Here is a 16077-nt window from a genome sequence, read left to right as displayed (position 1 = left end):
AGAATGAAAACATTTCTGGAGGTATTTCCAGATTTACATATTGCGGAAAATGTGCGGGGACTGCTTGAAATGGTCGGGATCGAGAAGATCTCGACGAACCGTGACCGGAGCGTGATCCGCGTATACATCGACAGCCCGCGCCTGATGCACAAGCAGAGTATCTACGATCTGGAAAAAGGCATCAAGGAGCAGTTGTTTCCGGGCAAACGGGTGACGATCAAGATTTTGGAGAAATACCATCTGTCCAGCCAGTACACGCCGGAAAAACTCATGAATGTATACCGGGACAGCATTTTGATGGAGCTGAAAAATTACAGTATCCTTCTTTATAATATGTTCCGTAAGGCGGAGATGGATTTTGAAGAAGAAGGATACCTGAAGCTGTCGCTGGAGGACACGATGATCGTGCGCGATAAGGCACCGGAACTGGTGCGGATTCTGGAGAAAATCTTCACCGAGCGCTGCAATGTGCCGATGGTTGTGAAGACTTCCTACCGTCCGGTTGAGAAGAAGAATACTGAGCCGGAGATCATCTACATGAAGCCGCAGGCGGCAGGCGGAAGCGGCGCGGCTGCCGGAGCAGCAGGTGCCAATGAGGCGTATATGGAACCGTCGGGGGCAGAACCTGCCTCTGGAGGTGTCGATCTGCCATTTGACGAGGGAAAGACTGTTTTAAAACCGGTTGGTAAGCAGAAAGCCGGGGGGAATCCGGCAGGAGGCAGAAACCAGGCAGGCAGCGCAAATGCTGGATCTGGCAAGGGCGGCGAGTACCGCCGTTCGGGCTATATGAAGAAATCCGACAATCCGGATGTGCTGTTTGGGCGCGATTTCGATGAGGAGGCGAGCCCGATCGAGGAGTTGGAAGGCGAGGTTGGGCAGGTTGTCATCCGCGGAAAGATCCTGACTTGCGAGCTAAGGGAGCTTCGCAGCGGCAACACACTGTTTATGTTTTCGGTAACGGATTTTACAGATACAATCGGCGTCAAGATCTTTGCACGGGAGGATACGCTGGATGATTTGAAGACGGCGACCAAGGCGGGACAGTTTGTCCGCATCAAGGGTGTTGCCAACATTGATAAATTTGATGGCGAGCTGACGATCGGTTCGGTTTCCGGCATCAAGAAATGCGAAGATTTCACCAGCAAGCGGATGGACAACAGTCCGGTCAAGCGCGTGGAGCTGCACTGTCACACAAAGATGAGCGATATGGACGGTGTTTCCGAGGTCAAGGATATCATCAAACGTGCCAAACAGTGGGGCATGGACGCGATCGCTGTCACCGACCACGGCTGTGTGCAGGCGTTTCCGGATGCGAACCATGCGGTCGATAAGGGCGAAAACTTCAAGATCCTCTATGGTGTTGAGGGCTATCTCGTCGATGATATGAAGGAACTGGCGGAGAATGAGAAAGGACAGACGTTAGATCACACCTGCGTTGTATTCGATATCGAGACGACCGGCTTCAGCCCGATCAAGAACCGCATCATCGAGATCGGCGCGGTGCGTGTGACGGATGGAAAGATTGTGGACAAATTCAGCACATTTGTCAACCCGGAAGTGCCAATCCCCTATGACATTGAACAGCTGACAAGCATCAACGACGGCATGGTAATCAGCGCGCCGACGATCGAAGAGGTTCTGCCGGAGTTTCTGGCATTCTGCGAGGGTGCGGTCATGGTCGCGCACAACGCGTCGTTTGATATCAGTTTCATCAAAGAAAACGCGAGACGGCAGGGAATCACATTCCAGCCGACCGTTCTCGATACGGTTTCGCTGGCGCGTGTCCTGCTGCCGAACCTGAACCGCTTCAAGCTCGACACAGTAGCGAAAGAGCTTAAAATTTCCCTCGAAAACCATCACCGGGCGGTCGATGATGCGGGGGCGACGGCAGAGATTTTTGTCAAGTTCATCGAGATGTTAAAGGCTCGTGATATCGAAAACCTGACGCAGCTCAACGAACTCAGCAAAATGACACCGGAAATGATCCGGAAGATGCCGACCTACCATATTATTATTTTGGCGAAGAATGATGTCGGGCGAATCAACCTGTACCGGTTGATTTCCCAGTCGAACCTGACGTATTTTGCAAAACGTCCGCGGATTCCGAAGAGTCTGCTGGCGAGCCACCGCGAGGGGCTGATTCTTGGGTCGGCGTGCGAGGCGGGAGAGCTGTTTCAGGCGATCCTGCGCGGGATTCCGGAGGAAGAACTGGGAAAAATTGCAAATTTCTACGATTATCTGGAAGTGCAGCCGCTTGGAAACAACGCATTTATGCTGCGGGATGAGAAAAGTTCGGTCAACACCTGGGAGGATCTGCAGGATCTGAACCGCAAAGTGATTGAACTTGGCGAACAGTGGAACAAGCCGGTCTGCGCGACCTGCGATGTCCATTTCCTCGATCCGGAGGATGAGGTCTACCGCCGTATCATCATGGCGAGCAAGGGCTTTAAGGATGCAGACGATCAGGCACCGCTGTATTTGCGGACTACCGAGGAAATGCTGAGGGAATTTGAATATTTAGGCAGCGATAAGGCGGAGGAGATCGTTATCACAAACACGCGCAAGATCGCGGCGATGTGTGAGCGCATTTCCCCGGTACGCCCGGACAAGTGTCCGCCGGTTATTCCGAATTCGGATGATACGCTGCGTACCATCTGCTACAACCGTGCACATGATATGTACGGCGATAAGCTGCCGAAGATGGTAGTCGATCGGTTGGAGCGGGAACTTCACTCGATCATTTCCAATGGATTTGCCGTTATGTATATCATCGCGCAGAAACTGGTTTGGAAGTCGAATGAGGATGGATATCTGGTTGGTTCGCGAGGATCCGTTGGTTCCTCACTGGCGGCGACGATGTCTGGTATCACGGAGGTAAATCCGCTGAGTCCGCACTACTATTGTCCGAGTTGCCATTATTACGATTTTGATTCAGAAGATGTAAAAAAGTTTTCGGGTATGGCGGGCTGTGATATGCCGGATAAGATATGTCCAAAGTGCGGCAAACCGCTGAAAAAAGACGGGTTCGACATTCCGTTTGAGACGTTCCTGGGATTCAAGGGTGATAAGGAGCCGGATATCGACTTAAACTTTTCCGGTGAATATCAGAGCCGGGCGCACAGCTACACGGAGGTCATCTTTGGAAAAGGACAGACCTTCCGTGCGGGGACGATCGGTACGCTGGCAGATAAGACAGCGTATGGTTTTGTGGCGCATTATTATGAGGATAAAGGAATCCGTAAGCGCCGGTGCGAGATTGAGCGCATCGTGTCCGGCTGCGTCGGCGTGCGGCGTACCACCGGACAGCATCCGGGCGGTATCATCGTATTGCCCCTCGGAGAGGAGATTGACACGTTTACACCGGTGCAGCACCCGGCGGACGATATGACGACACGTACCGTCACGACGCATTTCGATTACCACTCGATCGACCACAACTTGTTGAAACTCGATATTCTCGGACACGATGATCCGACCATGATTCGTATGCTGCAGGATTTGACGGGACTCGACCCGGTTAAGGATATTCCACTGGATTCGAAGGAGGTCATGAGTCTCTTCCAGAACACGGAGGCGCTCGGTGTCACGCCGGAGGATCTCGGCGGCTGTAAGCTCGGGGCGCTTGGCATTCCGGAGTTTGGTACAGACTTCGCGATGCAGATGTTGATCGATGCCAAACCGAAATATTTTTCGGATTTGGTGCGGATTTCCGGTCTGTCCCACGGTACGGATGTATGGTTAGGAAACGCGAAAGACCTTATCCTGAGCGGACAGGCGACGATTCAGACGGCGATTTGTTGTCGAGACGATATTATGATTTATCTGATTCAGAAAGGACTCGAAGAGGGACTCTCCTTCACTATCATGGAGTCTGTCCGAAAAGGAAAAGGACTGAAACCGGAGTGGATCGAGGAGATGAAAGCTCACGATGTGCCGCAGTGGTATATCGATTCCTGCCTGAAAATCAAGTATATGTTCCCGAAGGCGCACGCGGCGGCTTACGTTATGATGGCGTGGCGTGTGGCGTACTGTAAGGTATTTTACCCGCTGGCGTACTATGCGGCATATTTCAGCATCCGTGCGAGTGGATTTACCTACAAGCTGATGTGCCAGGGGCGCGATAAGCTGGAGTATCATCTGGCGGAATACAAGAGCCGGTCGGATTCTCTTTCCAAGAAAGAGCAGGACACGCTGCGCGATATGCGTATCGTACAGGAAATGTACGCGCGCGGATTTGAGTTCATGCCGATCGATATTTACCGGGCAAAAGCCCGCAATTTCCAGATCATAGACGGAAAGCTGATGCCGTCGTTAAGCAGTATCGACGGACTCGGAGAGAAAGCGGCAGACGCGATTGTTTTTGCGGCGGAGGACGGAAAGTTCTTGTCGAAAGAGGACTTTATCAACCGTACCAAGGTTACGAAAACGGTGTGCGATCTGATGGCAGAGCTGGGAATTCTGACGGGGCTGCCGGAGAGCAATCAGCTTTCGCTGTTTGATATGGTGATGTAAAAGAGCCGTACTAAAAAATAGGCTCAATTACTATATAATTATTTAAAAATAAACATATGAAGGAGAAGAAAAATGAAACGTTCAATGGAAACAACGTGCATCCAGGGCGGATGGCAGCCGAAAAATGGCGAGCCGAGAATTCTGCCGATCTACCAGAGCACGACCTTTAAGTATTCAACCAGTGAGCAGATGGGAAGACTCTTCGATCTGGAGGAAAACGGATATTTTTATACCCGTCTGGCAAACCCGACCAATGATGCAGTCGCAGATAAGATCCGTGAGCTGGAGGGCGGCGCGGCAGCAATGCTGACATCCTCCGGACAGGCGGCAAACTTTTATGCGGTATTTAATATCTGCGGCGCGGGCGATCATCTGGTCTGCTCGGCAACCGTATACGGCGGCACATCAAACCTGTTTGTCGTTACGATGAAAAAAATGGGCGTCGATGTTACGTTAGTTGACCCGGATGCGCCGGAAGAGGAGATCGAGAAGGCGATCCGCCCGAACACAAAGTGTATCTTCGGTGAGTCGATTGCAAACCCGGCTCTGGTAGTGCTGGATCTGGAAAAATTTGCCCGGATTGCACACAGAAATGGTATTCCATTTATTGTAGATAATACCTTTGCAACCCCGATCAACTGCCGTCCGTTCGAGTGGGGCGCAGATATTGTAACGCATTCTACTACAAAATATATGGATGGACATGCGATGACCGTCGGCGGCTGCATCGTGGACAGTGGCAACTTTGACTGGGAGGCACATGCAGATAAATTCCCGGGTCTGACGACGCCGGATGAGTCTTACCACGGCATTATTTACACGAAGAAATTCGGTAAGGCGGCTTATATCACCAAGGCAACCGCACAGGTAATGCGTGATCTCGGTTCCATCCCGTCCCCGCAGAATTCCTTCTTATTGAATATCGGTCTGGAGACACTGCATCTGCGTGTGCCGCGCCACTGTGAGAATGCACAGAAGGTCGCCGAGTATTTACAGAGCCGTGAAGATGTGGCCTGGGTGAATTATCCGGGACTTGAAAATGATAAATACCATGCACTGGCGCAGAAATATATGCCGAACGGTACATGCGGCGTTATTTCTTTCGGCTTAAAGGGCGGTCGTCAGGCAGCTGGCGAGTTCATGGATAAGCTGAAACTGGCAGCCATCGTAACCCATGTTGCCGATGCGAGAACCTGCGTTCTGCATCCGGCAAGCCATACTCACCGTCAGCTCTCCGATGAGCAGCTCAGGGAGGCAGGCGTTGATCCAAGCCTGATCCGTTTGAGTGTCGGAATTGAGAATGTGGATGATATCATCGAGGATATCCGTCAGGCGCTGGAGGACTAAAATGCCAAGAATGGCGATATAACAGCTTTATGCCGGGTATCCGTGAGATGTTTCAATGCGGTTGTTAAAATGAGCGCTTACAACGACAGGTCAGTCGGGATGACACATAAATCTGTGTCAGTCTCCGGCTGACCTCTTGTTTTATTTGCAAAAATCTGCCATACTATGAGAGATGGCACTGTAGTTTTCAATGATACGGCAGGTGCCTGATGAATGAGGCAGAGAAATGGACTGGTAGAAAATGGAGAAAATACTTAAAAAATTGAAAAAACTGCTGCGTCTGATTTTCGGGCGTACCACGCTGGGAACGCTGTTTCTGCTGATACAGATTCTTGTGCTCTTTGCCGGGTTTGACTGGTTTAGAGAGTACCTGATCTATATGTACGGTGGATCTGCGATGCTCAGTGCGCTGGTTTTGATCTATATTATCAGCGATGAGGGAAACAGCACGATCAAGTTGTCCTGGGTAGTGCCGATATTGATATTTCCGGTGTTTGGAACGCTGTTTTATCTGTTTTTGACGCTGCAGCCGGGCACGCGCCGCATTAACCGGCGGATCGAGGAGGTTGGGACAAAACTTCGTCCGTACCTTTTACAGGATCCGGAGGTGCTGGCACACTATGAGAGCATCAGCGCCAGCGGCGGCAATCTCGTCCGCTATATGAACCAGTACGGACGTTTCCCGGCGTATGAAAATACGGGGGTACGCTATTTCCCACTGGGAGATGATATGTTTCCAGTATTATTGGAAGAACTCAAAAAAGCGGAACATTTTATATTTATGGAATATTTTATCGTAGAACACGGAGTGATGTGGGATGCGATTTTACAGGTGTTAGAGACGAAGGTCGCCGAGGGCGTGGAAGTCCGGTTTATGTATGACGGCATGGGAAATCTCTTCACGTTGCCGCACGGCTATGAGAAAGCGATGCAGGAGAAAGGTATCCAGTGCAAGATTTTTGCGCCGGTGCGTCCGGCTCTCTCGAGTTACCAGAATAACCGCGATCACCGGAAAATCTGTGTGATCGATGGTCATACCGCGTTTACCGGGGGCGTGAACCTGGCAGATGAATATATTAACCAGCGGGTGCGCTTCGGACATTGGAAGGACACGGCGGTCATGCTCAAGGGAAAAGCTGTAGACAGTTTTACAATGATGTTTTTGCAGCTCTGGGATGTGACGGAACGGGATGCGGAAGAATATCGCCGTTTTCTGTGTCCGGAGACATTTCATATGCCGGAGGGCATGGACTATGGCGGCTTTGTGATGCCATATGCGGACAGCCCGCTCGACGGGGAAAATGTCGGCGAGTCGGTGTACCTCGATATTTTAGGGCGTTCACGCCGGTATGTGCACATCACGACTCCGTATCTGATTCTCGACGATACGACGCTGGCGGCGCTCAAGTTTGCGGCAAAGCGCGGCGTGGAGGTCATTATTATCATGCCGCATATACCGGATAAGTTATATGCGTACCTGCTGGCGCGCAGCTACTACGCGGAGCTTCTGCGGGCTGGTGTTCAGATCTATGAATACACGCCGGGCTTTATCCATGCGAAGATGTTTACGAGCGACGATGAGAAGGCGGTGGTCGGAACGATCAACCTTGATTTCAGAAGCCTGTATCTGCATTTTGAGTGCGCGTCCTATTTCTTCCGCAATGCGGTTGTGATGGATGTGGAAGAAGATTTCCAGAAAACACTTGCAAAGAGCGAGCGGATTACTCTGGAAAACTGCCGGAAGTATCCGTTTATCCGGCGGTTTGCGGGGAAGGCACTGCGGATTCTGGCGCCGCTTATGTAGGCGAAGGGAGAAAAACATGGAATGGCACGATGGAAAACACCGCTGCCGCTGGGCGAATCCAAAGAATGAATTGTATATCCGTTACCATGACGAGGAGTGGGGAAAGTTAGTTCGGGATGATGCGAAGCTCTTTGAGATGCTGATCCTTGAATCCTTTCAGGCGGGGCTTTCATGGGAGTGCATCCTCAATAAGCGGGAGGCATTCCGCGCCGCGTTCGATGAATTTGACTTGGACAAGGTGTGCGGTTACGACGAGGCGAAGGAGGAAGCACTCCGGACCGCCCCGGGAATTGTACATAACCGGCTGAAAATTCATGCCGCTGTCACGAATGCACGGATATTCCGGGAAATTCAGAATGAATATGGGAGTTTTGACGCGTATCTGACTCACTGGACAGGAGACGCGGTGATTCATGAGACAGGCAAGGTCAGCTCGCCGCTCTCAGATGCAGTGTCGGCAGATCTCAAAAAGCGCGGGATGAAGTTTGCCGGGACGGTGATTATTTATTCGTATCTGCAGGCGGTCGGGCGGATTGAGTCGCATGAGGATGGATGCTTTCTGGGATATAAGATGTAAAATAACAAGATGGCAGGTGCAGGGAAAAGGGCGTGCCAGGGTTTTTGCGGGAGGACGGAGCGGTGGATTCCGAGAATGCGAATAAGAGTAAGAAGAAAAAGACTTCAAACATAATACAGATCTGCATCGGCGTGCTGGCGGTTGTGCTGGCGGCACTGATTATCGTGATGATGGGAATTGTCTCCAGTATTCAGGGAACGGCGCGTGTGGTCAATTATGCGGGACTGGTGCGCGGAAAGACACAGCGTATCATTAAATTGGAAATTTCCGGTCAGCCGGAGGATGGTATGATTCAGGATATTGAGGCCTTCGTCGACGGTCTGCGAAATGGCAATGGCGAACTGGGGCTGGTGCGCCTTGATGACGGGGCGTTTCAGAGTAAGATGCAGGAGTTGGAGGAGTACTTTGCCGCGCTTCACTATGAAATCCTGCGTGTCCGAGAAGTCGGCTATGAGAATACAGAGATCATTGATAAGAGCGAGCGGTTCTTTGAAATCTGTGATGAGGCGACGGGACTGGCGGAGGCGTATTCCCAGAGGAAGGCATCCTCGCTGACGGTAATTGAAAAATATATCACGATTGATATTATTGTTCTGATGCTTCTGATTGGATATGAATTTATCAAGGCGGTGCGCTTTGCGGCGATGAACCGTGCGCTGCAGAAAAAGGTGTATTTGGACAAGGCGACCGGACTTCCCAATAAGAATAAATGCGAAGAATTGCTGGATGATCCGGAACCGGCGGCAGAGAATGTGGGAGTATGCAGTTTTGACCTGAATAATCTCCGCCGAATCAACAACAGCATGGGGCATGAGGCGGGGGATGCCTACATCAGGCGGTTCGCCGTCTGCCTGCGCGCGTCCATGCCTGCGGAACAGTTCGTAGGGCGGGACGGCGGCGATGAATTTATTGCCGTTACGCATGGTCTGGATGAGGAGGCCATGCGGGAATGCCTCACCCATGTGCGGGAGGCGATGACAGAGGAGTCAAAGGGATATCCGGATATGCCGCTCAGCTATGCGGTCGGGTATGCACTTGCCAGTGATTTTCCGGGCAGCACGATGCGGGAGCTTTTCAGTTTTGCCGATAAAAATATGTATATCAACAAAAACCATGTAAAGCGCGAGGAAGCGGCAGCGGAAAAACGGCTGGATTTCCACCTGCTCAAGCTTTTAAACCGGTACGGGAGAAACTTTTCGGATTGTCTCTACTGCGACGCGCACATGGATACCTACCGGGCACTCCGTGCCAGTGCTGATTTCTTTCTGGCGTCAGACGGAAGCTATTCCGGTGCGGCGGAGCAGATAGTAGCGGAACGGGTGGCTCGTGCTGACCGCGCCAACATCCGCCAGAGCCTGCAGGTTTCAGAGCTTTCCGGGAAGCTGCAGGCGGAGGGAGATCTACTCGAATTGCAGTATGACACGAACGGTCAGGGACTCTACAGCCGCCTGACGCTGATCCCGGTAGATTGGGATGAGGAAGGAAAGCTGCATCATTTCCTGTTGGCATTTGAGACGATCCGGAAAAGTTCAGAAGGGCGGGCAGATGCGAAGGAACAGCTGACGCTTTATTATGAACAGCTCAAACAGTCGATTCTGGAAAATGACAGCTATGTGGATGCACTCCTGGATCTGTCGGATATGATATATACAGTTAATTTGACAAAGGATATTCTGGAGAAGAGTGTTGTCTTGAATGGAAAAGACGAGGAATGCCGGGAGCTATTTATGGACTATCCGCTGCCGTGTTCTTACCGTGATTATTGCAGTGAATATATGAAGATGGTCACCCAGGAGACCTTGGGAAGCTATCGTCTGGCAGATGATCCGGCTAAGCTGTTGAAGCGGTTTGAGGCAGGGGAGAAACATATTTCCGTGGAATACTGTATCCAGGAGGAAGATGGCACGATCTGCTGGGTACAGAAAACAGTTCTGATGACGCAGACGATCGTGTTTGATACGGAGCTTTCTTGTGAGATGCCGGTGGTTCATGCGATCATTCTTCTGCAGGATACGTCGCAGATGCACGCGCGGGATGAACAGGAGCACGCGCGCCTGCAGGCGGCATTTGATGAAATGCGGACGGCAAACCGGGCGAAAACAGATTTCTTAAGCCGCATGAGTCACGATATCCGGACACCGCTCAATGGTATTATCGGTCTTTTGAAAATCGATGAGGCACATTTTGATGATAAGGAGATGCTGATGGAAAATCACCGGAAAATGCAGGTGGCGGCGGGGCATCTGCTGTCCCTCATCAATGATGTGCTGCAGATGAGCAAGCTGGAAGAGGGAAAGATCATTCTGGCACATGATTATATTTCATTGGCAGAGATGACGCACGATATCGTGAGCATCATCATCGAGCGCGCGGTAGATGCGGGCATTCAATGGGAGTATGATAAAGGAAAAGCGGAGATTCCGTATCCGTATATTTATGGCAGCCAGCTCCATCTGCGCCAGATTTTCCTGAATATTTATGGAAACTGCATCAAATACAATCGTCCGGGCGGAAAAATCAGTACCAGGGTGGAGGCGCAGGATGTACGGGACGGCTGGTGCGTCTATAGGTGGACGATCTCGGACACGGGAGTTGGCATGAGCCAGGAATTTCTGGATCACATCTTTGACCCGTTTGCACAGGAGAAAAATGATGCGCGTAGTGTTTACCAGGGAACTGGGCTTGGCATGACGATCGTCAAAGGGCTGATTGAACAGATGCACGGAAACATCGAGGTGACGAGTGAGGTCGGCATTGGATCGACGTTTGTGGTGGAAATTCCATTTGAGATTGCACCGCCGCCGGAGGAGTTCCCGGTTAAGGAAGCAGTGCCGTCAGGAGATATTCACGGTTTGAAGCTGCTTTTGGCGGAGGATAATGAGTTGAATGCAGACATCGCGGAAACACTTCTGACCGATGCGGGTGCCCATGTCACGATTGTGAAGAACGGGAAGAAGGCAGTAGACTGCTTTGAGGCGGCACCTCCGGGGACGTTCGATGCGATTCTCATGGATGTGATGATGCCAGTGATGGATGGTCTGGCTGCGACACGCGCGATCCGGGCGATTCCGCGGGCGGATGCAAGGCAGATTCCGATTCTTGCCATGACGGCAAATGCCTTTGAAGAGGATGCCAGGCAGTGCTTGGCAGCTGGGATGAATGTGCATCTGGCAAAACCACTGCAGATGGATAAGGTGCTGGCAGCGCTCATGGAGTGCTGCGGCAAAAAGAAGGATCTATAAAGTTTGGAAAGGGCGAAAAGGAACGCAGGCGGTACAGGTATGAAAGCAATCTCTATTTACACGATTACCCGAAATCAGAATACGGAATACCTTCAAAAGCTGGAACGACAGCTTTCAGGGCGGGATGTGTTTCTGAAAATACGGGAATGGGAGCTGGACAGCATGAAAGCGCTGGTTTCGGAGTTGGAGAGACATATACAGGCGGTGTACGCACTGCGTTTTTTCTATTCCTTTCAGATTCCGAGACTGGGAAAAGAGTTTGATCTGCTTCAGATCAAGGAAGAACAAATTTTAAACCTTGAATTAAAGAGCGGACAGGTGTCGGATGAGGCGATCCGCAAGCAGCTCATACAAAACCGGTATTATCTGGCGGCGCTGGGAAAGCCGATTCGTTCGTACACTTATATTAGCAGCCAGAACCGCCTGGTGCGTCTGACGAATCATGACCGCATTGTGGAGGCGGACTGGGAACAGCTCTGCTGGGATTTGCAACAGGAGAGTGCTGATTATCCAGGCAATATCGAAGACTTGTTTCAGGCGGAGCTGTACCTGATTTCGCCGCTCACAGAGCCGGGACGGTTCTTAAAGAAAGAATATTTCCTGACATACCAGCAGAGGGATATTGAACGCCAGATTTTAAAGAAAATCCGGGCAGACCGGACGGGATATTTCTGGTTTACCGGGCTTCCGGGGACGGGAAAAACGCTGCTTTTATATGATATTGCGATGAAACTCTCCGGGCGGCAGCGGGTGTGCATGATCCACTGCGGTGAAGCGGGAAAAGAGTGGAAGGTGCTGCATGAGCGGCTGCGGCGGGTGGAGTACCTGGCGGAGGATAGTGTTCAAACGGGAGCGGAAATCAGGATTGAAGCATACAGCGCGATCTTAGTAGATGAGGCACACCTTCTGTCGCCCAATACATTGGAAATTTTGCTGGAGATCGGCAAAACACGTCCGGTTATTTTTTCCAGTAACTGTGAGGATATGATTTCGCCGGAAGAATTGGATCTGGGTGCAATAAAGCTCTTGGGGGAGCAGCCGGGAATCCAGACATTCCACCTGACGAATCGGATCCGTGCGAATGCAGAACTTTCCTATTTTATACAAAATATGATGCACCTGCCGCACGGACGCGGAATGCGGCACTATCCCCATGTCGCGGTGGTTTATGCCAACGATGAGTCAGAAGCAGCTAATTTGCTGAATGATTACATCCGTCAGGGATATGAGTGCCAGGAATCCGATTGGCAGGAAAAACTGGAAAAGCAATCCGATTCTGCCGTAGAAATACAATCTCGCCATACGCGAGAAGTCGATCGCATGGTGCATCGGCTGGATGGGCGCTATTATTATGATGAAATGGGATATCTGCGCTCGACGGAGCGCGATGTGAGACATCTTTTTTATCAGCTCAGCGAGGCAAAAGAAGAACTGGCGCTGGTGGTGATGGGAAATGAGAAGCTGTATGGAACGCTGCTGAACTTGTTTTAAGGTGTTTTGAAGGAAAGGTTTTATATAAAATGTTGGAATGTGCTCAAAAAGCATATTTCCAACATTTGTTGTCGTTCATTATGCTAAGGACAAGAAAAAAGCCTCAGGCAGACACCTGAGGCCAGTTAAACTCGATTTAGGCTCTTTCAACTAAACCGGATCTTAAGCAAGAAGTACATACATACATCTTCTGAGCTCCGCCATTAGTTTTAACCTTAACAGACTTAACGTTAGCTTTCCACATTTTGTTAGATCTTCTATGTGAATGACTCACTGCATTACCAAAATGAGCAGCTTTCTCGCAGATTGCACACTTAGCCATCGTAGCACCTCCTTAACCGATCATTGGACTTCCTATTAAAATCCATAACAAAGGTATAATAGCAGAAAATAGGAAAATATGCAAGTGAAAAACCAAAAAAAATAAAAAAAGTTTTCGACAGATGTCTATTTTCTATTTCCTTTTTAACGTGGGTGGTGTATAATATACGCGTAAGCCATGAGTCATGCGGATAAAAAAGGCTGAAAAACGGTGTTGTGCTTGCACATAAGCCGTATTTCAGACATTTTTATCCATAGGGCGAAGCCCGTGAGCGAGATGGAGCGAAGCGGAATCGAGCTGCATGACGGGGTAGAGAGACGCATATATTTCATCCCACGCGCCGACACAGGAGCCGTTCAGGCTCCGCATGTCCAGCCCGTGAAGTACTCATCCCACGCGCCGACACAGGAGCCGCTCCGGCTCCGCATGTCCAGCCCGTAAAAAATCATGGCATAGAATTCGAATCAAACAAAAACAAGTAAAGAAACGGAGGCTGTCAATATGAAAGGACGCATCGACAATAAAATGGGTTCGATCCAGATCGATCCGGAAGTAATTGCAATGTACGCCGGAACGACAGCAGTAGAATGCTTCGGTATCGTTGGCATGGCGGCTGTCAGTATGAAAGATGGTCTGGTAAGACTGCTTAAAAGAGAAAGCCTGACACACGGCATCAACGTAGCCATCAAGGACAATGCACTCAGCATCGATTTCCACGTAATCGTGGCATATGGGGTCAGCATCTCTACCGTTGCGGACAACCTGATCGAGAGTGTAAAATATAAAGTAGAAGAGTTTACTGGCATGAAGGTTGAGAAAATCAGCATTTATGTTGAAGGCGTAAGAGTGATAGATTAAGGAGGAACAAACCCTGTGGGCATGAATTATATAGATGCCGGGATGTTAAAGAATGCATTTCTGGCTGGAGCAAAGGGCCTGGAGGCCAACAAGGAATGGATCAATGAGCTGAACGTATTTCCTGTTCCAGATGGAGATACCGGTACGAACATGACGATGACGATTCTGTCAGCCGCCAGAGAAGTGGCAGCCGTTGAAAATCCGACGATGGAGGCGCTGGCGAGAGCGATTTCCTCCGGTTCCCTGCGTGGCGCACGAGGCAATTCCGGCGTTATCCTTTCACAGCTCTTCCGCGGATTTACGAAAGAGATTAAGACGGTAGATGTCATTACGACGAGTGTTCTCTCAGACGCATTTAACCGTGCGACGGAGACAGCTTATAAGGCAGTTATGAAGCCGAAGGAAGGTACGATTCTGACTGTTGCCAAGGGAATGGCGGATAAAGCGGCAGAACTGGCACCGCAGACCGATGACGTACTTGAATTTTCAGAGAAAGTATTGGAGTACGGCGAATATGTTTTAAGCCAGACACCGGAGATGCTTCCGGTTCTGAAAGAGGCAGGTGTAGTGGATTCTGGCGGACAGGGTCTGATTCAGGTTATCAAGGGCTGTATTGAGGGCTTAAAAGGAAAAGTCGTGGATATCGACGCGGCAGTTACTCCGTCTGTATCGGGAAATGGAGCGGCAAAAACAGCAACAGGCGCCGGAAGCACGCAGGCAGCGGATATCCGTTTTGGTTATTGTACGGAATTTATTATCAATGCAGAAAAACCGGCGGATGAGACGATAGAGCAGGAACTGAAAGATTATCTGAGCACGATCGGCGACTCCCTGGTAGTTGTGGCAGATGATGATATTGTCAAGATTCACGTTCATACAAACGATCCAGGTCTGGCGATTCAGAAAGCACTGACCTACGGTTCCCTGTCCCGCATCAAGATTGACAATATGCGCGAGGAACATCAGGAGAAACTGATCAAAGATTCCGAACGTCTGGCGGCACAGCAGAAGGCAGAAGAAGAAGCCAAAGAGAAGAAGGAAGAACCACGCAAGAAATATGGATTTATCGCCGTATCGGTCGGAGAAGGTCTTTCTGAGATTTTCAAGGGCATCGGCGCTGACTATATCATCGAGGGCGGACAAACGATGAATCCGAGTACGGAGGATATGCTGGAAGCAATCGAAAAAGTCCATGCCGAGACAGTTTACATTCTGCCGAACAATAAAAATATTATTCTGGCGGCAGAGCAGGCAAAGAGCCTGTCAGAAGATACCAAGGTATATGTAGTTCCGTCCAAGACGGTTCCGCAGGGTATCACGGCGCTGATTAATTTTGCTCCGGATCTGACGGCGGAAGAAAATATGGAACAGATGACCGAGGAGATGAGCCACGTTAAGACCGGTCAGATTACCTACGCAGTCCGCAATACATCGATCGATGGTATGGAGATCGCAGAGGGCGATATCATGGGGATCGGCGACAGCGGCATGCTGGCAGTTGGCAAGAATATCGAGGAGACCGCGATGGAGTCACTTCGTAAGATGGTAGATGATGAGTCTGAGCTTGTGACGATCTATTATGGTGAGGATGTCACGGAAGAGGACGCAGAGGCATTCTGTGAGAAAGCCCGCAAAGAATTTACATCCTGCGAATTTGAATGCCAGAATGGCGGGCAGCCGATTTACTATTATATGATTTCGGTAGAGTAGATTTAGGTCGTTTAAAGTGATTGAAATGCGTTAAATGAAGCTGCATTATTGGCTGAGAAAATGCAGATAATGAGGAAATGAATTTTCTATGTGATGGCGCAGATAAAACATTTGACGTATAAAACAAAATAATTCATAAGTATGAAATGAGGCAGGTCAGGGGAGAGATCCCTGCGTCCTGCCTCTCTTTCATTCTAATGTATTCCCGGATTTT

Annotated in this window: 9 protein-coding genes; 8 read left to right on the top strand and 1 reads right to left on the bottom strand. The window is 50.2% G+C overall.

Annotation, left to right across the window (positions count from 1 at the left end; all coding sequences use genetic code 11):
• Positions 1–3: 3 nt before the first annotated feature.
• The 6 genes from DW720_RS10805 to DW720_RS10780 all read left to right on the top strand — a co-directional run bounded on the left by DW720_RS10805 (position 4) and on the right by DW720_RS10780 (position 12973).
• Positions 4–4512 carry a PolC-type DNA polymerase III gene (locus DW720_RS10805; protein ID WP_118742516.1) on the top strand — a complete coding sequence of 1503 codons (4509 nt, stop codon included), beginning with the start codon at positions 4–6 and terminating at the stop codon, positions 4510–4512.
• Positions 4513–4584: 72 nt separating this feature from the next.
• Positions 4585–5859 carry an aminotransferase class I/II-fold pyridoxal phosphate-dependent enzyme gene (locus DW720_RS10800; RefSeq protein WP_117795288.1) on the top strand — a complete coding sequence of 425 codons (1275 nt, stop codon included), beginning with the start codon at positions 4585–4587 and terminating at the stop codon, positions 5857–5859.
• Between the two features lie 241 nt (positions 5860–6100).
• Positions 6101–7663: a cardiolipin synthase gene (gene cls, locus DW720_RS10795; protein ID WP_022360469.1), complete on the top strand. Its 1563-nt coding sequence runs from the start codon at positions 6101–6103 to the stop codon at positions 7661–7663.
• Between the two features lie 16 nt (positions 7664–7679).
• Positions 7680–8240: a DNA-3-methyladenine glycosylase I gene (locus DW720_RS10790; protein WP_118742517.1), complete on the top strand. Its 561-nt coding sequence runs from the start codon at positions 7680–7682 to the stop codon at positions 8238–8240.
• Between the two features lie 62 nt (positions 8241–8302).
• Positions 8303–11482 carry an ATP-binding protein gene (locus DW720_RS10785; protein WP_243023710.1) on the top strand — a complete coding sequence of 1060 codons (3180 nt, stop codon included), beginning with the start codon at positions 8303–8305 and terminating at the stop codon, positions 11480–11482.
• 39 nt (positions 11483–11521) lie between these two features.
• Complete coding sequence (locus DW720_RS10780; RefSeq protein WP_118742518.1) at positions 11522–12973, top strand: AAA family ATPase; 1452 nt, start codon at positions 11522–11524, stop codon at positions 12971–12973.
• Positions 12974–13109: 136 nt separating this feature from the next.
• Here DW720_RS10780 and rpmB read toward each other — a convergent pair whose 3' ends face one another.
• Positions 13110–13295 carry a 50S ribosomal protein L28 gene (gene rpmB, locus DW720_RS10775; protein ID WP_003504147.1) on the bottom strand — a complete coding sequence of 62 codons (186 nt, stop codon included), beginning with the start codon at positions 13293–13295 and terminating at the stop codon, positions 13110–13112.
• Between the two features lie 501 nt (positions 13296–13796).
• On the opposite strand from rpmB, the gene DW720_RS10770 reads away from it, so the two are divergent.
• Together DW720_RS10770 and DW720_RS10765 are read left to right on the top strand one after the other, a co-directional pair.
• Positions 13797–14153, top strand: coding sequence for an Asp23/Gls24 family envelope stress response protein (locus DW720_RS10770; protein ID WP_022359718.1), 357 nt, complete (start codon positions 13797–13799; stop codon positions 14151–14153).
• A 15-nt stretch (positions 14154–14168) separates the two neighbouring features.
• Positions 14169–15863: a DAK2 domain-containing protein gene (locus tag DW720_RS10765; protein ID WP_118749614.1), complete on the top strand. Its 1695-nt coding sequence runs from the start codon at positions 14169–14171 to the stop codon at positions 15861–15863.
• The last annotated feature ends 214 nt before the right edge of the window (positions 15864–16077 follow it).

The organism is Clostridium sp. AM27-28 (genome assembly GCF_003480955.1).
In the GTDB taxonomy this organism is placed as follows: Bacteria; Bacillota; Clostridia; order Lachnospirales; family Lachnospiraceae; genus Otoolea; species Otoolea fessa.
Note: the sequence above shows the minus strand (reverse complement) of the source record. Positions and strands in the feature narration are given on the sequence as shown.